Origin of the sequence: Herbaspirillum sp. SJZ106 (assembly GCF_006715495.1) — a bacterium.
GTDB lineage: Bacteria > Pseudomonadota > Gammaproteobacteria > Burkholderiales > Burkholderiaceae_D > Herbaspirillum.
The window spans coordinates 415956-437151 of record NZ_VFNI01000003.1 but is presented as its reverse complement, the minus strand read 5'-3'; the positions used below and the strand labels follow the sequence as shown (position 1 = coordinate 437151).

The window sequence follows — 21196 nt, the reverse complement described above, 5'->3', positions numbered from 1 at the left end:
ATACCCTGGGACGAGCTTTAAATATCCGCAAATACCGGCAAAACTTGTGCTATCGATCAAATTGCAGGATCATCTTGCCACAATACAATGTCAGCCGCCGGGCAAGGGAATGCCCGTGGCCGATTGCTCCGCCAAACGCGCGATCTTGCATGTACAAGATCAATTTCAGCAAGGTTCGTCCCGGATGGGCAGTCTCCTGCCGCATCGAAGGAGAACGGTTGCGAGTCATCGCGCCGCGGCCACGGCAACCGACGAAAACGCTCCGGCAGACCAAGAGCAGCAACTCATCCGAGGAACAGCATGGCACAAGCAACTCCGCAACCGCTGTCGTTCGCATTCGACAGGGACAGCGGCGAACTGAGCGCAACCTTCACCCCGATGGCGGGCTTCCCGCCGCTGACCCTGGCCTTCCTGAAGCAGGCCATGGCGGACAATGGGCTGACCAAGCTGTTCTTCCAGGATTCTGTCCTCAACGGTTTCGTGCGCCAGGCCGAAGGCGCCACGGAAGCGGTAAGCCAGGTCATCGCGCAGCGCCGCGACGGCGAATTCGCACTTGAGGTGGCCGACGACCTGATGAGCGCCTCGCTCACGCTGGTGGCTCCGTTCGGGGGCCGCGCCAAGAGCGTGGAGGTGGTCAATGCGATCCGCGCCGCCGGCATCACCTACGGCATCCTGCACGAACAATTGCGCGGCGCCCTCGCCGCCGGCCACTGCAACAAGCTGGTCATCGCGCAAGGCCTGATGCCCACGCCGGCCGAACCGGCGCGCTTCGAAAGCCTGCTGGAAGAAAAACAGGAAGAGCTGGCCGAAATCGAGGAAGACGCCGTCATCTCCTATGCCGACATGGGTTACCTGCTGCTGGTGTCCGCCGGCGACCCGCTGATGCGCCGCATCCCGCCGGTTCCCGGCCAGGACGGCATCGACATCCGCGGCGGCAAGGTGCCGGCGCGTCCGGTCGCCGATGTCCCGTTCGCCAAGGAATCGGTCGGCGCCGAACCGAGCGCGGACGATCCCAACCTGCTGGTGGCGATCGTGCCGGGCCAGCCCACGGTGATCAAGAACGGCGTGAAGGTCAATCCGGTGATCGACATCGAGAACGTCGACCTGTCCACCGGCAACCTGACCTTCGAAGGCACGGTGCGCGTCTCCGGCGACGTCATGACCGGCATGAAGCTGCATGTGGGCGGCGACGTGGTGGTGAACGGGACCGTGGAGGCGGCCGAGATCGTGGCCGGCGGCAACGTCACCGTCAAGGGCGGCGTGATCGGCCACAGCGAAGGCGTGGCCGCCTCGGCCGGCACCACGTCCATCGCCTCGCGCATCAGCGCCAAGGGCTCGGTGCAGGTGATGTTCGCCGAAAGCGCCCACATCGAAGCCGGCGAAAACATCCTGGTGCTGGGCAACGCGCGCCAGTGCGAACTGCTGGCCGGCGACCAGATCACGGTGGGCAAGGGCAACCCGCGCACCGGCCAGATCATCGGCGGCCGCGTCGAGGCCACCAACATGATCCGCGCCAACGTCATCGGCGCCCCCACCGGCAACCTGACCCGCGTGCAGGTGGGCCTGGATCCCTATCTCGAAGAAAAGATCGCCATCAAGGAACAGGAATACGCGCGCAAGGTGGCCGAACTGGACCGCACCATCAAGCAGCAGGGCTACTACAAGCTCAACCCCGAGAAGGCCACGCCGGAAATCCTTTTCGAAACCAGCGAGAAGCGCAAGGCGCTGGCTTACGAAGTCAAGACGCTGCTGGAAGACGTGGCGCAGATGAAGGAAGGCATGGTCTCCGCCGAAGATGCCCGGATTGTCGTCGCCAAGGCGGTCTATGAAGGCACGGAACTGCGCATCGGGCACCAGGTATGGCCGGTGCAGTCCGACCTCAGCGGCGGCACCGCGCAGCTGTTCGAGGGCGATATCCGCTACAACCCGAAAAAGTAAGATCCTTTTACCTATGGCAGACCTCCCCAGGCTCGGCGCGGCCGAGCTGCGCACATTGGCGCAGATCTCCGCCGCCGTGACCCAGGCATGCAATTGCCGCGGCGTCGACGCCGCCGGCTGGATCAGCCTGCCGCTGGCGCTGCCGGAACAGCAACTGGCCGACATCGGCACGCTGGTCGCCGATCCCTACGACGAACCCACCTTCGCCGAATACCACCCCGACGGCACACGCTACGACTGGCCGCAAGCGCCGGTGGCGCCGCGCTACTTTCCCTATAACCGCTGCAACGTGGCGCGCTGTACGCTGTGCGGCCGCCATTACCTGCGCTATACCGAAGCCGGCGGCTACTTCGTCGACCGCCGCATCCGCGCACTGGACCGGCCCGCGCTGGTGGTCGACGCCGACTAAACGCCACGACCAAGCGCCCCAACTAAGCGCCGATCAACGCCGCCAGGCGCAAGCTCAGACCATTCAACCCCGGCTCAGGCGGCTGGACATCAGGATCTGGTACAGCGTATCCGCCGGCCGCGACAAGCGGCGCGCCGTCAGCGCCACATATTCCACATCGGGCAGCAGCGGCAGGCTGGCATTGTTGAGCGGTACCGTGAGGTCGCGCGAGGCCAGATGCTGCGGCAAGGCCGACAGCCCCAGGCCGCCGCGCGCTGCCGCCATGCAACCGGCATGGCTGCCGCTGGTGCAGACGATGCGCCAATGGTGGCCCGACTTGCCCAGCGCCTGCAGCGTGGCGGCACGGGTGATGCTGGGCTCGGGCAACAGGATCAGCGGCAGCGGCTGCGACAGGTCGACCTGCGTCTCCGGCCGGGTGAGCCACTGCATCGGCGTGGAAAACATGCTGTGCCCGCGCGATTCGCCGCTGCGCCGCTTGCCCACCAGCAAATCCAGCTTGCCCTGGTCGAGCAAGGCATACAGCTCGCTGGTGAGGCCAATGGTGATCTCCAGCTCGACTTCCGGATGCTGGCTGCGGAAAGCCGCCAGCATGTCCGGCAGCGGCCCCATGGCAAGGTCGTCGGAAGTGCCGAAGCGCACCCGGCCGCGCAAGCGCTCGCCGCTGAACTGGGCCTCGGCGCGGGCATACGCTTGCAGGATCAGGCGCGCATGCACCAGCAAGCTCTCGCCATCGGCGGTCAGGGCCAGGGAATGGGTGTCGCGCACGAACAGGCGCCGCCCCACGCTTTCTTCCAGCCGCCGGATATGGTCGCTCACGCTCGATTGCGTCAGCCCGAGCTGGCGCCCGGCCTCGGTGAAGCTGCGGGAAGCGGCGGCGGTGGTAAAGGTCTGCAGCCAGACGGGATTGAGCATGATGGGGCGCCATCGGCAACGTTGGAAGAGATGCCATTGTCATCGAATTTTCCGATCACAGTCAACGCGATCAAAGGGGTTCCCGATAGCCATACGATTTCCTATCATGGCGGAAAACCGCCGAACCCCGTCCATTGCCATGAAACGCTTCCTCCCCGACCGCTTCACCCAACTGCTCATCGGCACCGTGCTGCTGGCCACGCTGCTGCCGGCCACCGGCCGTTTCGAGGGCTTCATGCATGTGGCCAGCAACGTGGCGATCTCGCTGCTGTTCTTCCTGCACGGCGCCAAGCTGTCGCGCGAGGCGGCGATCTCCGGCCTCAAGCAACCCAGGCTGCACCTGCTGACGCTGGCCTCGACCTTCATCCTGTTTCCATTGCTGGGGCTGGCGCTGAAAGCCGCGGCGCCGGACCTGCTGACGCCGCAATTGTGGATGGGGGTGCTGTTCGTCTGCACCCTGTCGTCCACGGTCCAATCGTCGATCGGCTTCACCTCGATCGCGCGCGGCAACGTGCCGGCGGCGATCTGCGGCGCCACCGCGTCCAACCTGCTGGGCATCGTGGTCACGCCGCTGCTGGTGACCCTGCTGCTGCATCGCCACCATGAAGGCAGCGGCTTGTCGCAGGTGCTCAGCATCCTGCTGCAATTGCTGCTGCCGTTCGTGCTGGGCAACCTGCTGCGTCCGTGGATCGGCGCCTGGATCAACCGTCACAAGGTGATTGTCAACGTGGTCGACCGCGGCGGCATCCTGCTGTCGGTATACGCCGCCTTCAGCGCCGCCGTGGCGCAAGGCATCTGGCACCTGTTCCCGCCCGGCCAGCTGGCGCTGCTGCTGCTGGTCAACGCGGTGCTGCTGGGCGCGGTGCTGCTGATCACCACCTATGGCGCGCGGGCCCTGAAGATGCCGCGCGGCGATGAGATCGTGCTGGTGTTCTGCGGCTCCAAGAAGTCGCTGGCCTCGGGCATTCCGATCGCCTCGGTGCTGTTTGCCGGCAGCGGCGCGGCCATCGTGCTCTTGCCCATCATGCTGTTCCACCAGATGCAGCTGATGCTGTGCGCCGTGCTGGCGCGCCGTTATGCCGAACAACACGAGCGCCAGGAGCAGAACCAGACCGACAGCGCCCCGGCCGTAGCCGGCGCCGGCCGCTGAATTTCGTCTCCGGTTTTTCCTTTCTTCGACAAACAGGTTCTCAGGCTCCTGACACCACGCTGTCAGGAGCCTGCCTGCATGATGCGTCGCATGCCGCCCGCCATCGGCGGCATCCTCAACCACATGCACAACGAAAGGAAGACACCATGCAAACCAACGTCAACTGGTTCGAAATCGCCACCAAGGACCTGACCCGCGCCGCCCGTTTCTACGAAACCGTGTTCGCCACCAAGCTGCGCCTGGAAAGCCTGGAGGAAGAATCGCCCATGGCGATCTTCATCCGCGATGACGGCCAGTCCATCGGCTGCCTGACCGGCGGCGACTGGATCGAGCCTTCGTCCCAGGGCACGCTGGTGTATCTGGATGCCGGCCCGTCGATCCAGGCCGTGATCGACCGCATCGAAGCCGCCGGCGGCAAGATCGCCATGGAGAAAACCCAACTGCCCAAGGAGCTGGGCTATATCTGCCAGTTCATCGACACCGAAGGCAACCGGGTCGCACTGCACGCGATGAACTGAGCATCGCCGGCGCAAGCGGACGACAACGATATGCGCGCCCCATCGCGGCCGCATTGCACAGCAACATCGAAGCTGGTGGCGAAGCCGGCCGGTGCGTGCCAGAATGGCGCGCACCGCATTTTCCCTGCCTCCCATGCGCCGAGCCGACCGACTGTTCCAGATCACCCAATACCTGCGCGGGCGCAGGCTCACCACCGCGCGCCAGTTGGCCGAATGGTTGTCGGTTTCGGAACGCACGGTCTACCGCGACATTCGCGATCTCTCGCTGTCGGGCGTGCCGGTGGATGGCGAGGCCGGCGTCGGCTATCGCATCAAACCCGGTTACGACTTGCCGCCGCTGATGTTCAATGCCGATGAAATCGATGCGCTGGTGATCGGCATGCGCATGGTGCAAGCCTGGGGCGGCCCGCAATTGTCGGCCTCGGCCGCCTCCGCGCTGGCCAAGGTGGTGCTGGCGCTGCCGCGCGACAAGCGCGACTTCGTCGAGGCCACGCCGCTGTTCGCGCCCGACACGCAAATGGATCCGCAGCAAGGCGAATGCCTGGAACGGATACGCCAGGCCATCAGCAGCCGCCACAAGCTGCTCCTGGATTATTCGGACGCCCAGCAACGCGCCAGCCAGCGGGTGGTCTGGCCGCTGGCGCTGGCTTTCTTCGGCGGCAGCTGGCTGCTGGCCGCATGGTGCGAAGCGCGCAACGACTTCCGCTCGTTCCGCCTGGACCGTGTGCAGCAGCTCAACGAACAAGGCCACTATCCCGATCGCGACGGCCGCCGCCTGGCCGACTTCGTGCGCGCCATGCGGCGCGACCGCAAGGAACAGGGCTCGACGCTGCAATAACGCAGCGCGCGGCGCATGGCGGCGCAAACCGCATATGCAGATGCAAATTCATTCGTTCGTCCGGGGTAGCCGCAGGGTTAGGCTTGAGCCGTTATCGTTTCCGGGCCACCCCATGCGAAAAGAAAACCGCCGCACCAAGGCAGGCCGTGCGCCTGCGCCATCCGCCCTCGCTCCCCAGCCTGCCGTGCGCATTTCACTGGACGACCGCTGTGTGCTGTGCGTGGGCGGCTTGACCGGGGCGCGCAACCACTACCGCGCCGAGATCGAAACGCGCGACGGCCGCTTCATCCACCACGACGGCGGCCGCGAAGACAACCTGCACCGCCTGGCGCCGATGCTGGCCGCGGCCGACATCGTGATCTGCGCCTCCGGCAACATCAGCCACAACGCCTATCACCTGGTCAAAAGCACCTGCAAGAAGCTGGGCAAGCCTTGCGTGCTGGTCAAGGGAACCGGCATCGCCTCCTTCCTCGACGGCCTGGGCAGCCTGGCGCAGCGACACCCTACGGCGACCGGCCCCTCGGCGCGCGGCGAACGCATGCTCAGAAGCGCACGCTGAGGCGCCAAGAACCTGTTGCCGATCATGCCGATTGGAAAAAATCGGCAAAGCCACCTACAATCGACTCCCACGACCATACACGATGGTCAGGAACCTGTTCGCGCGCCCTGCCGGGAGCGGAAACAGGTTCCAAAGTGACAACCAGCCGATCCGGCATCATCCTCGGGAGCTTGTTTGAAAATCGTACGTCGCCTGGCCGCAAGCCTGCCGGCGCTGGCGCTGGCCTGTTCGGCCGGCGTGGGCCCGGTTGCGCAAGCCGCGCCGCAACCCAGCTTCGGCATCGAAGTCGGCAATGCCCTGCTGTGCCTGAACCAGCTCAACAGCAAATATTTCTACGACTACCTCTACGAAGCCTTCGGCCCTCCGTACAAGACCGAAGGCGGCGCCTACTGGTTCAAGGCCACCAATGTCAACCTGTGGGGGGTGCAGGTCACCGACCTGCTGGTCAACGACAGCAACAGCCAGGCCGACTTCATCGGCGCCTTCTTCAACGCCACCCCGGTCAGGCTGACCGACGCCATCAGTTCGACTGTGGGCATACGCTTCACGCCGGAAGACAATTCCGCTTATCCGGTACGCCATTCGCAGGCGGGCAGCAAGATCGTCTACAACGATACCAACGCCAAGATGTACTGCGCCAAGTCCAAGTACCTGGTGCCGGCGCCGCAACAGCCCTGAGCCTGAACAGGTTCTGAGCCTGCCGACAAAAAAAGCCGCGCATCATCCGATGCGCGGCTTTTTCAACATTCAGGCTTCAGGCAGATGGCTGGCCTGCGTAACCCCCTGTCGGCCGGTGTAACGCTTTATCCACGCCGCTCGCGCGCCGGTCACACGACCTGCAGCGCGCGCAACAGCGGCAGGCGGGTACGCGCGAACAGCTGCGCCTGGGTCGCCAGCTCGCCCAGGTTTTCCTGCTCGCCTTCAAGCCGTACTCCCTCTCGCACCAGTTTCTTGCCTTGCGCACTGATGTGCTTCCATGCCAGCGCCGGCCATGCATCCACCTGCTCGCCATGCTCCAGATAGGCCAGCAGGAACAGCTGGCCGATGCGGTCGACCGCCACCCCGCCGCCGGTCACCGGGCTGCACAGGTGGCCGACGCCGCCTTCGATGGCCGACGGCGCGGACTGGGCCGCCTTGTTCAGCAAATGCACATTGAGCGCGCGGGTACGGCGCGCGATCTCCGCGCGCGCATCGTCAGCCAGCTCGACCGGTTCGGCCGGCAGCGGCGCGGCATGGCCGGTGCCGATCAGCATCAGCGCCGAGTCGAGCACTTGCGACAAATTCAGGTTGCGATGCGCCAGCGACGCCGCCAGGTCGACCAGCGTATGCGGCTGGTAGTCGCTCAGTGCCTGCAGGATGGGTTCGTAGATCAGCCGGTTCAGGGTGATCTCGGAGGCCACGTTCTGGATGGTCAGCGGCACCTTGTCCGGCTCGGTCAGCAAGACGATGCTTTGCAGCGCCAGCGCCTGCACCCGCTGGCGCTCGTCCAGCCGCTGCCCGTCGCGCACCCAGTAGTCGCGCCGGAACTGCTGGTTGACCATGAAGTCGCGCACGCTCTGCTGCATCACCGCGTCATCCACGCCCTGCATGAACTGCCGCTGCGCCGGCGTCAGGTTGGCCATGTCGAGATGGTCGGCGTAGTGGGCCGGGCAGGCGAACTGCAGGCCGGCCTGCGACAGGCGCTGGTGCATCCGGGCGAAGGATTCGGCGTGCCAGTCGCGGTTGAAGTATTCGTGCGCCAGGTAATCGCGGCCTTGCTGCTGCAGGATCTTCAGGCGGTCGCGCATGAACGGGTTGGCCTGGGCGTACACCGGGTCGGCATCGAACATGCGGGCGGCGAAATCCAGCGCGGCATCGATGCGCGCTTCGGTCGGCAGCGCCTGTTCGTCGTTTCCGGCTTGCTGCGTATGCTGCACCATCAGGTCGCGCAACGGCATGAAGGCGGACCAGCCGGGCTGGGTGTTGTAGCTGATGTAAAGCACGCCGCCGGGCTTGAGCTTGCGGTCGATGAAATCGAAGATGATGGCGCGGTTTTCTTCCGAGACCCAGCTCCAGACGCCGTGCAGCGCGATGAAATCGAAATCCGGCAGGTCCTCGCGGCGGCAGAAGTGCGAAAAGCTCGAGTCTTCCAGCTGCGCGCCGCTGCCGCTGGCCGCGGCCAGCTCCTGGGCGAAAGCGGCTTGCATTGGATTGAAATCGTTGCCCCACCAGCGCGTACCCGATGCCGCGGCATGGAAGTTGGTCGACAAGCCCTGGCCGAACCCCAGTTCGCAAGCCGTCTGCACGACGGGCGCCCGCAGGCCGTGGAAGGCGAACGCCAGCGGCAGGCGTGCCGGGTTCATGCCGGGGTAGTAACCGTAGGTGTAGGCGATGTCGAAGACGTATCCGTCGTTCCAATTATTCAAGGGGGGCTCCCTGCGGGGATGGCATTGGCGTTATCAGACGGCAGCGGTAACGATGGCGGCATCAGCCGCCGCTGCCGCCGCCATTGTGATTAGTCGTGTCGTCCTTGCCGCTGTCGGCACTGTAAGCCGTATATTTCCGTGAACTGCCGCGCGCCAGCTCGACCGGATACTTGCGGCGGTTCAGCTCAATCTTCTCCAGCACCGCGCTGTGCAGGTCGACGCCGACATGATCGGCCAACTGGATCAGGTAGACCAGCACATCGGCCATCTCGTGCCGTATGCCTTCGCGGCCGGCGGCGTCGAGCTCATGGTCGGCACCAGTGGGCAGCCACTGGAAATGCTCCATCAGCTCCGCCGCCTCCACCGACAACGCCATGGCAAGGTTCTTCGGGGTATGGAAACGCAGCCAGTCGCGTTCGCCGGAAAACTGGCGGATGATGTCGCGCAGTTCGATAAGGTCGGAGATGGGTTCCTGTCGGGTGCTCATGGGATGCTAATGCGCAAGGCTATGGGAAAAGCGCTCACTTTATCACCATCGCCCATGTAGCGACCCTCTCCACGCCTTCTCCTGCCGCGCCCTCAACCATCCCGGCAACGCATGACGAAAGTGGCCGTCAACCAACTGCCGCCGGTGGAAGCAGCGCCGCCAGGCTTGGTGTTCCAGCTACTGCCAACACCTTAAGGCGCCTGGCGGCGCGGCATATTTCCCACGTGGCGATACGTAACCATTAATCACTTATATTTTTACAACACATTACATTGCAGTTTGATCAACTTTCAGGCCAATACGCCGCGCCGGCGGCCGGTACCGCTTGAAAAACCGAAGAAAATCTGCCAACAATGACGACTCGCGCCAAATCAAAAAAAGGCCTTCTGGCCCAACTCGGCAAGCGACCTCGCGTTGCTTGCCGGCGTGATCCATTCCAAGCCTTACCAACGTATCCAGTTCCGCACGCAGTAGCGATAGTTTGAGTTTGCCAGGCAGCGGCATTAGGGGATAGTGCCGCCGTATCCATAACTATATGCATCGGCCCAGCCAACGGCGCGGGCCCGGCGCACTAACGCAAGGGGGAAATCGCATGCGCAAGAACCTGCCGGTCACCACGGTCGAACGTCTGCTGGAAGACAGCAAATCCATCGTCTCCAAGACCGATCTCCAGGGCAACATCACCTACGTCAATCCTTACTTCATTGAAATCAGCGGCTTCACCGAAGAGGAGCTGATCGGCGCGCCGCAAAATATCGTGCGCCATCCCGACATGCCGCGCGAGGCCTTCGCCGACTTGTGGGCCACGATCAAAGCGGGGCTGCCGTGGAATGGTTTGGTCAAGAACCGCTGCAAGAACGGCGACTTCTACTGGGTCCAGGCCAACGTCACGCCGGTGCGCGAAAACGGCCAGACGGTCGGTTACATGTCGGTGCGCACACGCCCTTCGCGCGAACAGGTGCAGGCGACCGACGCCGTCTACCGCCGTTTCAGCGCCGGCCAGGCAGGCGGCCTGCGGATCCGGCGCGGCGCCGCCGTGCGCGGCGGTTTCGCCGGCTGGCTGCTGAACCTGCGCAACATCTCCATCGCACGCAGGTTGGGCCTGGTCATGGCCGTGCTCGCGCTGATGTTTGGCACCGGCGGCCTCATCGCCGGCCATGCCGTGCAAACGGCCGGCGCCAACCCTTATCCGGTATGGGCCGGCACCGTCGCCGGCATCGCGCTGCTGCTGGGTTCCTGGGCCATGCTGCACGCCGCCATCGTGGCGCCGCTGAAACAAGCCATCAGCACCGTGCACGGCCTGGCCGGCGGCGACCTCAACCTGCAGGTCGACACCAGCCGGCGCGGCGACATGGGGCTGCTGCTGCAAGCGCTGCAACAACTCAACGTCAACCTGCGCTCCATCATTGGCGACGTGCGGCGCAATGTGGAATCGATCGCGGTCTCGACGCAGGAAATCGCCAGCGGCAACCTCGACCTCTCCGGCCGTACCGAATCCCAGGCATCCAGCCTGGAAGAAACCGCCTCCAGCGTCGAACAGTTCGCCGCCACGGTACGCCAGAACGCCGACTCGGCAGCCAATGCCGACCGCCAGGCGCAATCGGCTTCGGACATCGCCAACCGCGGCAGCGAATCGGTACGGCGCATGGGCATGACGATGGAAGAGATCAGCACCGCCTCCAACAAGATCGTCGACATCATCGGCCTGATCGACGGCATCTCGTTCCAGACCAATATCCTGGCGCTCAATGCGGCGGTGGAAGCCGCCCGCGCCGGCGAGCAGGGACGCGGCTTCGCGGTGGTGGCGGCAGAAGTGCGCACGCTGGCGCAGCGTTCGGCGGCGGCCGCCAAGGACATCAAGACCCTGATCGACGACTCCGGCAGCAAAGTGGAAAGCGGCAACCTGCTGGTGCGCGAAACGGCGCATGCGATGGATGAAATACGCAGCGCGGTGCAGGGCATGGCGGTCACCATGAACGAGATCACCATGGCCAGCCGCGAACAGAGCGGCGGCATCGAACAGCTCAACCAGTCGATCAACTCCATCGATGAAACCACGCAGCAAAACGCCGCGCTGGTGGAGCAAGCCGCCGCCGCTGCCGAGAACCTGCGCGACCAGGCGTACCGCTTGAGCCAGGCGGTTTCCGTGTTCAAGATCGGCGACGGCGCGCCGCCGCAACGCCAGATCGCGACGACCTCCGTACCGGCGCTGCCGATGGCCGTACCGCGGCTGGCGCGGCCGTAGCGCGCACAAGGACGGCGGCCCGGCTGCCGCCGGTCTTTACATTGACTTGCACATCTTTACCCGAAAGGCGGGCGTGGCGGCATTCACGCTGACACCTTGCATGGCTATGATGCAGCCATGCCCTGCCGCGGCCATGGCGGCCGCGGCGGCAGGCATCATCCATACGACAAGGAGTCCATCATGAGCGTGTCATCCGTTTCTTCCGGCAACAGCAGCTTCTACAACACCGTCGTCCAACCGATCAAGAACGTGATCAAGGAAGTCGGCGACGACATCGGCGATGCCTACGACACCACGGTGGATACCGTGAAGTCCGCCGCCAACACTGTTGGCGACGACATCTCCGCAGGCTTCAAGAAGATCGGCAACATCATCGATACCAGCGCCTGAACAAACAGGGGGCGGGCAATGCCGCCGCTCCCTGCTTGATACGCCATATCGCTATGCAAGGGAGGCCAATGGCCTCCCTTTTTCATTGGGCCGCCATGCCGGGGCATGCGCGGCCTCTGCGTTCGTTTTCTGTGCGCATGCCCCCTCCTGACTTCCGGCGCAAACGCCGCCATCTCCTCGCCCGCATGCGCGACTTCAATACCAGGTTGAAGCACCGATAAATACCGCGGGCGACGCCTCCCTCGCAGAAAAATTTCAGGCGCATCCGATGCGCCATGTCGAAATGCACTCAACAAAAAGACGAACAACGTTCACGCGTTGAGCGAATAAATTTCGGTTCCGATGAACCTTTTTCTTGTTGCCGTTTTTTTCATATTCCGTTCATAAGCCGTCCGCATTCTTCACGCCTCAAGCCCGGGATGTCTTCCTGTCCGCATGCATCCGTTCGAACATCGATAAGGAAACAGGCCGGCCTTTCCACCAGTCCGTGAAGCTATCCGCCAATGAAACCGAAATTAAAACTGAAAGCGACATATTCCCTTGTCATGTTCGGGCTGCTTGCTGCCCATTCCGCCTGGGCCGGCACTTCTTCTGCTACCGCGCTAAGTCTCATCGAGGCCAACCGCGACAGCTGGTTCGTGAATTTGCGCGACAACATACTGACGCATTACCCTCAACCTGGTTCGGATATCGAAAATATCGATCGCCTGACGGCCATAAACTATCGCCGCATTAGAAGGGAGGATCCTGAACGCGCTCAATTAGCAAGACAAGATGCTATAGAACGCCGCAACCACCCGTATAAAACTTTCCTCAGGAGCGCGCTCGGAGAAACGATGGCAGGTTCAACACAGGGATTGCAATTAAATACGCACCAAGGCTTCCTCGACCTGCAAAGGTTACACAATAGAGCGACATTCCTTTCCAGAACAACCTACAATTACCCTCCTCACGCCGACGGAAGAACAACCGTTGGTATCGATTTCATTCTCAAAGATCAACACAAACGCGCGCGCCCCAGGGATGCGTTGGATGAAAACGGCAACTTCATACCCGGTGCCAGAGAGGAACCTGGAAGTTCTTTCCCCAGCGGACACTCATTTAACGGGTATCGGCAAGCGTTCTTGATGGCAACGATGTTTCCAGAAAGAGGCGAAGAGGTCTATGCCAGAGCGCTTCAGTACGCAGAAAGCCGTCTCGTGCGGGATGCCCATTTCGCCACCGACACCATCGCGTCGCGCATGGCCATGTTTTACACCATGGCGCAGGTAATGGCCAACGACACGATCGCATCCGAAATCGCCACCGCCGCAAGGGCCGCGCGCCAATCCATGGAAGGCGCCTGCGATGTACCTCTGTCTCAATGCCTGCTGGCCATGGACACCCCGGTCGCCGATCTCCACCGGTCGCAACAAGACCGCATCGGGTATTACGGTATGCGCACCGGATCGTCCGACGCACGGCTTGCACCGGACAGGCTCCCCGCGGAAGCCGCTTACCTGCTGCGGATGCGCTTTCCCTATCTGAATCCAAATGATTGGCGCGATATCCTGGCCGGAAGCGCCTATCCCGAGGATTCGCTGGCAGGATGGTTGATTCAGCCCGGTCAGGCCAATTCGACATGGGGCTTGATCAACCTGCCCGCAGCATATCGTGGCCCAAGCTATCTCTATCGCGACCTTGACGTCAACCAGCAAGCCGGCAGCCGATACGATATCGCGGGATTCGGCGACTTCGATATCTGGAAGAACGATATCGCCGGCCCCGGCGGCCTGATCAAGCGCGGCGACGGCACGCTGGTACTGACCGGCAACAGCACCTACGCCGGCGCCACCACGGTCAATGGCGGCGCCCTGATCGTCAACGGCTCGCTCACCTCCAACGTCACGGTCAATAACACGGGCACGCTGGGCGGCAACGGCACGCTCAAGAATCTGCGCATCGCCCAAGGCGGTATCCTCTCGCCCGGCAATTCGATCGGGCGGCTGACGGTGACCGACAACCTCGTTCTGGATCCCGGCGCGCGCTTTCGCGTAGAAGCCAATGCTTCAGGCCAGGTGGATCAGGTCAAGGCCGGCAACGCCACCATCAACGGCGGGACGGTACAAGTCCTGGCCGATCGCGGCATCTATAACCGCCATACCCAATACGCCATCCTTGAGGCCGATACGCGTACCGGCACTTTCTCGAACGTTACCTCGAATCTTGCCTTTCTCACGCCCACGCTCGACTACACCAGCAAACAGGTGCGGCTGACACTCTCACGCAATGATATGAAATACAGCAATCTTGCTGCCACGCGGAATCAACAAGCTGCGGCTAAAGCCTTGGAACGGATCGCATCTTCCGCCGCCAATGCCGACCATCCGGCAGTGATGCAACTCGACAGCCTGTCCGCTCCACAAGCACGCGCCGCATTGGCCGCTGTCCACGGCGCCGGCCTGGTATCGGCGCAACAGGCGGGTGCGGCGTTTTCCAATAGTTTCGGCAACCAGTTGCGGGGCCGCCTGAGCATCGTGTCCAATCCCTGGACCAATCGCACCGCTGCACAGGATGCCCCCATCATGCTGGCCGCCAACGATAACGTCGATGACCTGATGCAGTCCTTGCAGAAACAGTCGAAATTCTCGCTGAACGGCGGCGTTCCCGACGGGCAAGGCAATCAGGCCGGCCTCTGGCTGCGCCGCTATGGCAGCCAGCAAAATACCGGCGGCGATGCCGAGAATGCGGCCTCGCGCCTGCGCGATGGCGGCACCAGCATCGGCTTCGATGCGCAGGTCGCCAGGGATCTGGTGGTTGGCATCGCCTTCAATCACGGCAACAGCGACCTCAGCACGGACGATGCCGTGACCGGGCGCTCGCGCGGCAATGCCGCGGCGCTCTATGCGGGATACGCCACCGGCAACTGGAACCTCAGCGGCTCGTTCAACATCGCCCGCAACAGCAACCATACCGAACGCCGCATGGCCTTCGGCAGCCTGCAGCAGACCGCGATTGCCGACTTCCATAGCCGCAGCCTGTCGCTGTATGGCGAAGCCACTTACGACATTCCCATGTCGAACTGGATACTGCGCCCCCTCGCCGGCCTTTCCTGGACGCATGGCAAGACCGACGGCTTCACCGAAAGCGGCGCACCGGGGCTGAACCTGCAAGTCAATCCACGCAGCGAGCATTCCGTCAAAACCCTGCTGGGCACGAAAGCGGTATTGGCCGTCGGCGACAACATCCTGCTGCAGCCGCGCCTGATCTGGTCGCACGATTTCGGCAATGCCAACGCGCCGATGACCAGCCAGTTCCAGGACAGCGGCATCACGTTCTCCACCTATGGCGCAGAAATACCGCGCGACGCCCTCATTGGCGGATTGACGCTGTCGGGCCAGGCCAACAGCCATCTGTCGCTCTTCGCAGATGCGCAGGTGCAATACAATTCGCGGCAGAGCAATCTCGGCTTCCTGGTGGGCATCAGGAGCAGCTGGTAAGCATAGGCATCAGCGCCAGGCGCCTGCTCCCAATGCGACGGGAACAGGCGCATCACCCTCGCCGGCCCTATAATTCGGCACCGGCCCGCGGCCAGATGCATGCCCGGCCACAGAATGAGGGAAGCCTTTTATGCTGCTGCACTACATCTACCTGCTCGCCATCTGCGCCGAAGCCGTCTCCGGCGCCTTGATGGGCATCCGCAAGGACATGGACATCTTCGGCATCTGCCTGATCGGCACGGTGGCGGCGCTGGGTGGCGGAACGGTGCGCGATGTCCTGATCGGGCACTATCCGCTGGGCTGGGTGGCGCATCCGGAATACCTGGCCTTCACCATCTGCGCGGCTGTCGTGGCGGCCGTCGCCGCGCGTGCCCTGCATCATTTCAAGTCGGCCTTCCTGGTGGTCGATGCGCTGGGGCTGGTCGCCTTCACCATCATCGGCTGCGATATCGCGCGCGGCTTTTCCAGTTTCCACCCGGCCATCGTGGTGCTCCTGGGCATGGTCACCGGCGTCTTCGGCGGCCTGTTGCGCGATGTGCTGTGCAACGAGATCCCGCTGGTCCTGCGCCGTGAAATCTATGCCAGCGTCTCACTGCTGACCGGCGCCATGTACGTCGGCATCCTGCATCTCGGCATCGCCCCGCACATCGCCACCCTGAGCTCATTGCTGCTGGGCTGCGCGGTACGGCTGCTGGCGATCCGCTTCCATTGGGAATTGCCGCGGCTGAACAAGGATCGCATCCGCGGCTTCGATTGAAGCCCGGCGCCCTGCCACCCGAAACCATTTGTTGCAAATGCCTGACCGCGCTTAGCAAGCCCGCAGTGTCCAATGCAGCCTTACCGGAATGATTCAAGGAGGCTTCATGAAGAAACTTGCGACGGCGGTCGCGGCGACGCTGCTGCTGGCAACCCTGGGCGGCTGCGTATGCGCGCCGTGGTTCTGCGGACCGGGAGGCGGCGGCCCCGATGGCGGGCGTGGCGGCTGGAACGACGGCGGCGGGCGCGGCGGCCCGCACTGAACGTGAACATGGGCGGCCAGGCGGATCTCTTGGTATGATTTTCCCATGGCATCTCGCACATTCAATTCGCTGCTGGCAGACATAAGGCAATGCACTACCTGTGCGGCGTTCCTTCCGCTCGGCCCGCGCCCCGTGATACAGGCGCATCCGCAGGCGCGCGTGCTGATCGCCGGGCAAGCGCCGGGCAAAAAGGTGCACATGTCCGGCGTTCCTTTCGATGACGCCAGCGGCGACAGGCTGCGCCTCTGGCTGGGCATCGACCGCGCGACTTTCTACGATCCGCATGCGGTCGCCATCTTGCCGATGGGTTTCTGTTATCCGGGCACAGGAAAATCCGGGGACTTGCCTCCCCGCCCCGAGTGCGCGCCGAAATGGCGCGCCGCCCTCCTGGCGCAATTGCCCAACATCGCGCTGACCCTGGTGATCGGCCAATATGCGCTGGCCTACCATTACCCTTCGGCCTACCCCTCCCTCACTGAAGCGGTCCTGGACTGGCGCAATCGTTCGCCCGATGTCATCGTGCTGCCGCATCCGAGCCCGCGCAACCAGCTATGGGTACGCCGCAATCCCTGGTTTGAAACGGAGCTGCTGCCGGACTTGCGAAGCAGGATCGCCCTGCTGCTCGGCGGCGCCGGTAACGCCTGAAGCCACTGTCATCGGGACAATATTGGCCATCCCCGGCCGGCAGCGGCGCTCGACGCCCGTAAACGCAAAAAGCCCACCAAAAAGTGGGCCGTTCATCGATTAATTCTGGATTTTCCGCAGCCCATGCCATCTGCATGGTGCCGCCTGATCAAACAGCCCGATCCATCCGATCGGTGCCATTTCAAATACAGCCGGTCGTTGATTCCGTGCGCCCGCTCTTGGCTGAGCGCCTGGCAACGACCTTTAATAAACTATTTGCTTGGCCGGCTTTCGCATCCTGCATGCCCGTGCTATCTGCACGCTGGCATGCGGCCGCGAAGGCCGGCCGGGTCCTGGGCAAATCCAGGCTGATGCCGGACTTGCCCAGGCGCTTGCGTCGTCACATCCCCGGTTCAATCTACCGACCCATGCTATCTGCAAGGTGCCGGTCTGCGGATATCCGTCAACCGGGGGAAGTAAAGACGCTTGGCTGCTACCCTGCCTGGCTATCTGTTGCGTATGGACATCCGATAGCGTTCAGGCTTGAGCGCAATAAAATTCAGGCGATAACCTTGATGTTGCTGGCCTTCTCGCCCTTGGCGCCAACGCTGCGTTCAAACGACACGCGCTGGTTCTCGGACAAGCTCTTGAAGCCGGTGGACTGGATGTCCTGGAAGTGGGCGAACAAGTCCGCGCCGCCTGCATCGGGAGTGATGAAGCCGAAGCCCTTGGCATCGTTGAACCATTTAACTACGCCTGTTTGTGTGCTCATGATATTTCCTTTGGTTGAATAGGGCTAACATGCCCGAAAGGCACTTGAGACCAAGAAATGAAACCGAAGGAAAGAAAACAGAACGACCGGAGGGGAAACAACAGTCAGGCGGAATTTGAACCAACAAGGAATACGACTTGATGCAAGTACAGGACACATTATACACGGTTTTGGCCCGCCGCACAAAAAGCCTGCCTTTTGTGCGATTAGCTCAACAATAAACACATCCTCAAGGCAAGCGCCGGCATTGGCGAACAGGCCTTGCCGCGACGGGAATTCCACGACGTTGCGCCATCGCCACACCGCCATCGTAAAATCGGCGGCATGTCTTGCCGCACCTTACAATCAGCGCGAGAGCCAGCCGTTTTCATGCCTCATGTCTTTGTTTCCGGCCAACTGGCTTGTCATGCCTTCGCTTCACCCCGCCTGTGATGTCTCATCACTATCAACCCGCTCGCAACGGCTCCCGTTGCGACGCATCCGAAGGAGAAAATAATGGGCTTACTCGATCAACTCGCAGGGCAGGTGCTGGGCAATCTCGGCACCCAATCCCAGGATCAGACGCAATCTTCGGCGCTGTTGTCCGGCCTGATGTCGCTGGTCAACCAGGCCGGCGGCGTACAAGGATTGCTGGCCCAGTTGCAGCAAGGCGGCCTCGGCGAGCAGGTGGCATCCTGGCTGAGCGCGGGCCAGAACCAGCCGGTTTCCGGCGACCAGATCGCCAGCGCGCTCGGCGACGATTCGCTGGCGCAAGTCGCGCAACAAGCCGGCGTGGCGCCGGAGCATGCCGCGGCCGGGCTGGCGCAACTGCTGCCGCAAGTCATCGACCACCTCAGTCCGAACGGCCAGATAACCGATAACAACGCACTGCTGGAACAAGGCCTCGCCTTGCTCAAGGGCAAGCTGTTCGGATAATCTCCGCGCCATGCCGCTGGCCTCCCGCGCCGGCGGCATGGCGGTTTCGCAAGCGCCAGGCAAGGCTGGCTTGCGATGGAATCTTTTGCGCCCTCAGGTCAACGTGCGCTCCCGCAGCCGCTAGAATGATGCTTTGCCATCGTAGGCCGCCATCATTTCCCCCTCTTTCATCCCCGACGAAGAAATCGAACTGACTGCCATTCGCGCACAAGGCGCAGGCGGGCAGAACGTCAACAAGGTATCGAGCGCCATCCACCTGCGTTTCGATATCCGGGCATCGTCCTTGCCGGACGAGGTAAAGCAACGCCTGCTGGCATTGCGGGACCATCGCATCAGCAAGGAAGGGGTGGTCATCATCAAGGCCCAGGCACACCGCAGCCAGGAAAAGAACAAGGCCGACGCCATGCAGCGCTTGCAGGAAATGGTGGCGCTCGTGACCCAGGTATCGATCATGCGCAGACCGACCCGACCGACCCGTGGCTCACAGCGCAGACGCCTGCAAACAAAGAAACAGCACGGTGAAATCAAGTCGATGCGGGGCAAGGTTCGTGATTGATGCCGAACCTAATGATTAGAAAAAGATAAGTTTCGGGATTTCTGTGGCTGGTTTTTTTATTAGTATTTCCAGCGGAGGGAGTGTCAGAAACGCCTGTCTACCAATCTCATTTTCTTTTGTGGGTGCAGTGATAAAAACCCTCGTCTTAAGCTTGGGAAGCTTCTGCTCTACCATTGAGCTACACCCGCGTTGGGTACGGATTATACCGGGTTACGGGTGGTTATTTCCGACGTTGGAAATTGCTGGGGGCGTTACTGGTGCAACTGAGATGTTTGGATTTATGCTCTTTAACTTTTATTGTCACGTAGATTATTTCAAATAAAGTCATTTTCAAATTAACCGGTGGCAATTTGAGTTATATTCTGAGCAAACCACTCGATAGGGAAAATTGAAGTGAATCAAAAGGAATTCAGTAAAAAAGACAGCCGTGGAAAAGATCTTTTCGTCCTTGTTCTTTCCATTGAGCTTCAAAACCCCGACGAACTTGTGCAGGAAATGCGCGTATTCAAAGAAATTGTTATTGGCTGGCATCACGCAAGACAAAAGGAAGCCGCAGAAGTAAAGTTTATAGCAGTATCCGATCCGAAATATCATCAAGCGATTGAGGAATTCTCTGAAGTATGTCACTCAAACGATATCGATTTGAAAGTTATATTCGAGTCCACAGAATTGAATCTTGATTTACATGACAAGACGGGGAAACTTGTGCGCGAACGAATATTTGAGAAAAATAAAGACGCGTCGGGCATTCTCAATCGATGGTTCAAGAGAGGTAAATAGACGTGGCATTAAGTAGAAGAGATGCAGAAAACTGATCCCACGGTAAAAAATTCATATGAATTATCTGATGCAGTGTCAGAGTAATTTTCGATAAAAAATTGGAAGCGTTAAATGCAGTTATTTTAAAGATAGCCCAAACATCTCAGTTGCACCAGTAACGCCCCCAGCAATTTCCAACGTTGGAAAAGACCCTCCGTAACCCGGTATAATCCCCACCCAACGCGGGTGTAGCTCAATGGTAGAGCAGGAGCTTCCCAAGCTTAAGACGAGGGTTCGATCCCCTTCACCCGCTCCAATTCCATGCGGCTCGTGCCGGAATCTTCCGAACAGGATATCCGGGCCGCGCCTCACCGATTCACGAGTATTCCATGTCTGAGAACAAATCCGGCAAGCCGCTTTTCTATGATCCCAGCGAGCGCCGCATCCGCAGCTTCGTTACCCGCACCGGGCGCGTTTCCAATGCGCAAGGGCGTGCGCTGGAGGAGCTGGGGCCGAAATTCCTGCTGCCTTATGCCAAGGAAACGCTGGATCTGGATGCCGCGTTCGGCCGCAGTGCGCCGACGGTGCTTGAGATCGGTTTCGGCATGGGCGAGACCAGCGCCAAGATCGCCGCTCTGATGCCGGAAAAGAATTTCATCGGCGTGGAAGTGCATACGCCGGGCGTGGGCAGTTATCTGAAACTGGTGGACGAAGGCAAACTGGCCAACGTGCGCATCATGCAGCACGATGCGGTAGAGGTGCTGAACCATATGATCGCACCAGGTTCGCTGGCCGGGGTGCATGTGTTCTTTCCCGATCCGTGGCACAAGGCGCGCCACAACAAGCGCCGCCTGATCCAGGGGCCGCTGGTGCAGCTCCTGAGCTCGCGGCTGGCGATTGGCGGTTATCTCCACTGCGCTACCGACTGGGAAGAGTATGCGATCCAGATGCTGGAAGTGCTGGGCGCCGAACCGACGCTGAAGAATACTTCTACCGATCCGTCCGGCTATGCGCCGCGCCCCGATTATCGTCCTACCACCAAGTTCGAGAACCGTGGCTTGCGGCTGGGGCATGGGGTGTGGGATCTGGTATTCGAGAAGAAAGCCTGAGGCTTCCTGGCGCCTCGGCGCTGCCATGAAAAACGGCATGCTGTTTGCAGCATGCCGTTTTTTTTTGCGCGTTAATTTTACGTGTTAAACCAGACTGGGCGACAAGAGCAAG

At 61.7% G+C, this 21196-nt stretch carries 21 protein-coding genes and 1 tRNA gene; 18 read left to right on the top strand and 4 right to left on the bottom strand.

All coding sequences use genetic code 11. The features are described 5' to 3' along the window. The first annotated feature begins 300 nt into the window (after nucleotides 1-300). Both FB598_RS11785 and FB598_RS11780 read left to right on the top strand, forming a co-directional pair. Nucleotides 301-1938: a DUF342 domain-containing protein gene (locus FB598_RS11785; RefSeq protein ID WP_141914495.1), complete on the top strand. Its 1638-nt coding sequence runs from the start codon at nucleotides 301-303 to the stop codon at nucleotides 1936-1938. Nucleotides 1939-1951: 13 nt separating this feature from the next. After that, nucleotides 1952-2347, top strand: coding sequence for a hypothetical protein (locus tag FB598_RS11780; RefSeq protein ID WP_141914496.1), 396 nt, complete (start codon nucleotides 1952-1954; stop codon nucleotides 2345-2347). A 63-nt stretch (nucleotides 2348-2410) separates the two neighbouring features. Here the strand turns inward: FB598_RS11780 and FB598_RS11775 are convergent, their stop codons facing one another. Then, on the bottom strand, nucleotides 2411-3259 hold the full coding sequence (locus FB598_RS11775) for a LysR family transcriptional regulator (RefSeq protein ID WP_141914497.1): 849 nt from the start codon (nucleotides 3257-3259) through the stop codon (nucleotides 2411-2413). A 139-nt stretch (nucleotides 3260-3398) separates the two neighbouring features. On the opposite strand from FB598_RS11775, the gene FB598_RS11770 reads away from it, so the two are divergent. The 5 genes from FB598_RS11770 to FB598_RS11750 all read left to right on the top strand — a co-directional run bounded on the left by FB598_RS11770 (nucleotide 3399) and on the right by FB598_RS11750 (nucleotide 7002). Next, complete coding sequence (locus tag FB598_RS11770; protein ID WP_141914498.1) at nucleotides 3399-4409, top strand: bile acid:sodium symporter family protein; 1011 nt, start codon at nucleotides 3399-3401, stop codon at nucleotides 4407-4409. A gap of 146 nt (nucleotides 4410-4555) precedes the next feature. Then, complete coding sequence (locus tag FB598_RS11765; protein ID WP_141914499.1) at nucleotides 4556-4927, top strand: VOC family protein; 372 nt, start codon at nucleotides 4556-4558, stop codon at nucleotides 4925-4927. A gap of 133 nt (nucleotides 4928-5060) precedes the next feature. Next, complete coding sequence (locus FB598_RS11760) at nucleotides 5061-5765, top strand: YafY family protein (RefSeq protein WP_141914500.1); 705 nt, start codon at nucleotides 5061-5063, stop codon at nucleotides 5763-5765. A 112-nt stretch (nucleotides 5766-5877) separates the two neighbouring features. Continuing rightward, the gene (locus FB598_RS11755; RefSeq protein ID WP_255464004.1) at nucleotides 5878-6324 is read left to right on the top strand and encodes a DUF2325 domain-containing protein; all 447 of its coding nucleotides are present in this window, start codon (nucleotides 5878-5880) and stop codon (nucleotides 6322-6324) included. A gap of 174 nt (nucleotides 6325-6498) precedes the next feature. Further along, nucleotides 6499-7002, top strand: a complete 504-nt coding sequence (locus FB598_RS11750; protein ID WP_141914501.1) for a hypothetical protein — start codon at nucleotides 6499-6501, stop codon at nucleotides 7000-7002. A 149-nt stretch (nucleotides 7003-7151) separates the two neighbouring features. Here FB598_RS11750 and FB598_RS11745 read toward each other — a convergent pair whose 3' ends face one another. Then, nucleotides 7152-8729: a methyltransferase regulatory domain-containing protein gene (locus tag FB598_RS11745; protein ID WP_141914502.1), complete on the bottom strand. Its 1578-nt coding sequence runs from the start codon at nucleotides 8727-8729 to the stop codon at nucleotides 7152-7154. A gap of 61 nt (nucleotides 8730-8790) precedes the next feature. Continuing rightward, on the bottom strand, nucleotides 8791-9216 hold the full coding sequence (locus tag FB598_RS11740; protein ID WP_141914503.1) for a nucleotide pyrophosphohydrolase: 426 nt from the start codon (nucleotides 9214-9216) through the stop codon (nucleotides 8791-8793). A 592-nt stretch (nucleotides 9217-9808) separates the two neighbouring features. On the opposite strand from FB598_RS11740, the gene FB598_RS11735 reads away from it, so the two are divergent. From FB598_RS11735 to FB598_RS11715, 6 genes are all read left to right on the top strand, one after another. Beyond that, nucleotides 9809-11461, top strand: coding sequence for a PAS domain-containing methyl-accepting chemotaxis protein (locus tag FB598_RS11735; RefSeq protein WP_141914504.1), 1653 nt, complete (start codon nucleotides 9809-9811; stop codon nucleotides 11459-11461). A gap of 180 nt (nucleotides 11462-11641) precedes the next feature. Continuing rightward, entirely contained in the window at nucleotides 11642-11851 is a 210-nt protein-coding gene (locus FB598_RS11730; RefSeq protein WP_141914505.1) for a protamine P1 domain containing protein, read from the top strand. Between the two features lie 503 nt (nucleotides 11852-12354). After that, a complete protein-coding gene (locus tag FB598_RS11725) occupies nucleotides 12355-15330 on the top strand; it encodes an autotransporter domain-containing protein (protein WP_141914506.1) in 2976 nt (991 codons plus the stop codon). A 130-nt stretch (nucleotides 15331-15460) separates the two neighbouring features. Then, complete coding sequence (locus FB598_RS11720) at nucleotides 15461-16087, top strand: trimeric intracellular cation channel family protein (RefSeq protein ID WP_141914507.1); 627 nt, start codon at nucleotides 15461-15463, stop codon at nucleotides 16085-16087. Between the two features lie 106 nt (nucleotides 16088-16193). Further along, nucleotides 16194-16349, top strand: coding sequence for a hypothetical protein (locus FB598_RS20740; RefSeq protein ID WP_183405829.1), 156 nt, complete (start codon nucleotides 16194-16196; stop codon nucleotides 16347-16349). Between the two features lie 45 nt (nucleotides 16350-16394). After that, nucleotides 16395-16994 carry a uracil-DNA glycosylase family protein gene (locus tag FB598_RS11715; protein ID WP_141914508.1) on the top strand — a complete coding sequence of 200 codons (600 nt, stop codon included), beginning with the start codon at nucleotides 16395-16397 and terminating at the stop codon, nucleotides 16992-16994. Between the two features lie 538 nt (nucleotides 16995-17532). Here the strand turns inward: FB598_RS11715 and FB598_RS11710 are convergent. Further along, nucleotides 17533-17745, bottom strand: coding sequence for a cold-shock protein (locus FB598_RS11710; RefSeq protein ID WP_141914509.1), 213 nt, complete (start codon nucleotides 17743-17745; stop codon nucleotides 17533-17535). A 495-nt stretch (nucleotides 17746-18240) separates the two neighbouring features. Here FB598_RS11710 and FB598_RS11705 point away from each other — a divergent pair, with 495 nt between their 5' ends. From FB598_RS11705 to trmB, 5 genes are all read left to right on the top strand, one after another. Next, nucleotides 18241-18660 (top strand): YidB family protein, encoded by a 420-nt coding sequence (locus FB598_RS11705; RefSeq protein ID WP_141914510.1) that lies wholly within the window; start codon nucleotides 18241-18243, stop codon nucleotides 18658-18660. Nucleotides 18661-18811: 151 nt separating this feature from the next. Continuing rightward, nucleotides 18812-19216, top strand: a complete 405-nt coding sequence (arfB, locus tag FB598_RS11700; RefSeq protein ID WP_141914511.1) for an alternative ribosome rescue aminoacyl-tRNA hydrolase ArfB — start codon at nucleotides 18812-18814, stop codon at nucleotides 19214-19216. Nucleotides 19217-19609: 393 nt separating this feature from the next. Continuing rightward, nucleotides 19610-19996 carry a hypothetical protein gene (locus FB598_RS11690; protein WP_141914512.1) on the top strand — a complete coding sequence of 129 codons (387 nt, stop codon included), beginning with the start codon at nucleotides 19610-19612 and terminating at the stop codon, nucleotides 19994-19996. A gap of 221 nt (nucleotides 19997-20217) precedes the next feature. Continuing rightward, a tRNA-Gly gene (locus FB598_RS11685) sits at nucleotides 20218-20291 on the top strand. A 73-nt stretch (nucleotides 20292-20364) separates the two neighbouring features. After that, nucleotides 20365-21084, top strand: a complete 720-nt coding sequence (trmB, locus tag FB598_RS11680) for a tRNA (guanosine(46)-N7)-methyltransferase TrmB (RefSeq protein WP_141914513.1) — start codon at nucleotides 20365-20367, stop codon at nucleotides 21082-21084. Nucleotides 21085-21196 lie beyond the last annotated feature (112 nt).

Coding starts and splice junctions, on each gene's coding strand:
- FB598_RS11720 (WP_141914507.1), top strand. CDS start 15,461: ATGCTGCTGCACTACATCTACCTGCTCGCCATCTGCGCCGAAGCCGTC.
- trmB (WP_141914513.1), top strand. CDS start 20,365: ATGTCTGAGAACAAATCCGGCAAGCCGCTTTTCTATGATCCCAGCGAG.
- FB598_RS11705 (WP_141914510.1), top strand. CDS start 18,241: ATGGGCTTACTCGATCAACTCGCAGGGCAGGTGCTGGGCAATCTCGGC.
- FB598_RS11710 (WP_141914509.1), bottom strand. CDS start 17,745: ATGAGCACACAAACAGGCGTAGTTAAATGGTTCAACGATGCCAAGGGC.
- FB598_RS11780 (WP_141914496.1), top strand. CDS start 1,952: ATGGCAGACCTCCCCAGGCTCGGCGCGGCCGAGCTGCGCACATTGGCG.
- FB598_RS11765 (WP_141914499.1), top strand. CDS start 4,556: ATGCAAACCAACGTCAACTGGTTCGAAATCGCCACCAAGGACCTGACC.
- FB598_RS11785 (WP_141914495.1), top strand. CDS start 301: ATGGCACAAGCAACTCCGCAACCGCTGTCGTTCGCATTCGACAGGGAC.
- FB598_RS11770 (WP_141914498.1), top strand. CDS start 3,399: ATGAAACGCTTCCTCCCCGACCGCTTCACCCAACTGCTCATCGGCACC.
- FB598_RS11775 (WP_141914497.1), bottom strand. CDS start 3,259: ATGCTCAATCCCGTCTGGCTGCAGACCTTTACCACCGCCGCCGCTTCC.
- FB598_RS11755 (WP_255464004.1), top strand. CDS start 5,878: ATGCGAAAAGAAAACCGCCGCACCAAGGCAGGCCGTGCGCCTGCGCCA.
- FB598_RS11730 (WP_141914505.1), top strand. CDS start 11,642: ATGAGCGTGTCATCCGTTTCTTCCGGCAACAGCAGCTTCTACAACACC.
- FB598_RS20740 (WP_183405829.1), top strand. CDS start 16,194: ATGAAGAAACTTGCGACGGCGGTCGCGGCGACGCTGCTGCTGGCAACC.
- FB598_RS11760 (WP_141914500.1), top strand. CDS start 5,061: ATGCGCCGAGCCGACCGACTGTTCCAGATCACCCAATACCTGCGCGGG.
- FB598_RS11735 (WP_141914504.1), top strand. CDS start 9,809: ATGCGCAAGAACCTGCCGGTCACCACGGTCGAACGTCTGCTGGAAGAC.
- FB598_RS11740 (WP_141914503.1), bottom strand. CDS start 9,216: ATGAGCACCCGACAGGAACCCATCTCCGACCTTATCGAACTGCGCGAC.
- FB598_RS11715 (WP_141914508.1), top strand. CDS start 16,395: ATGGCATCTCGCACATTCAATTCGCTGCTGGCAGACATAAGGCAATGC.
- FB598_RS11725 (WP_141914506.1), top strand. CDS start 12,355: ATGAAACCGAAATTAAAACTGAAAGCGACATATTCCCTTGTCATGTTC.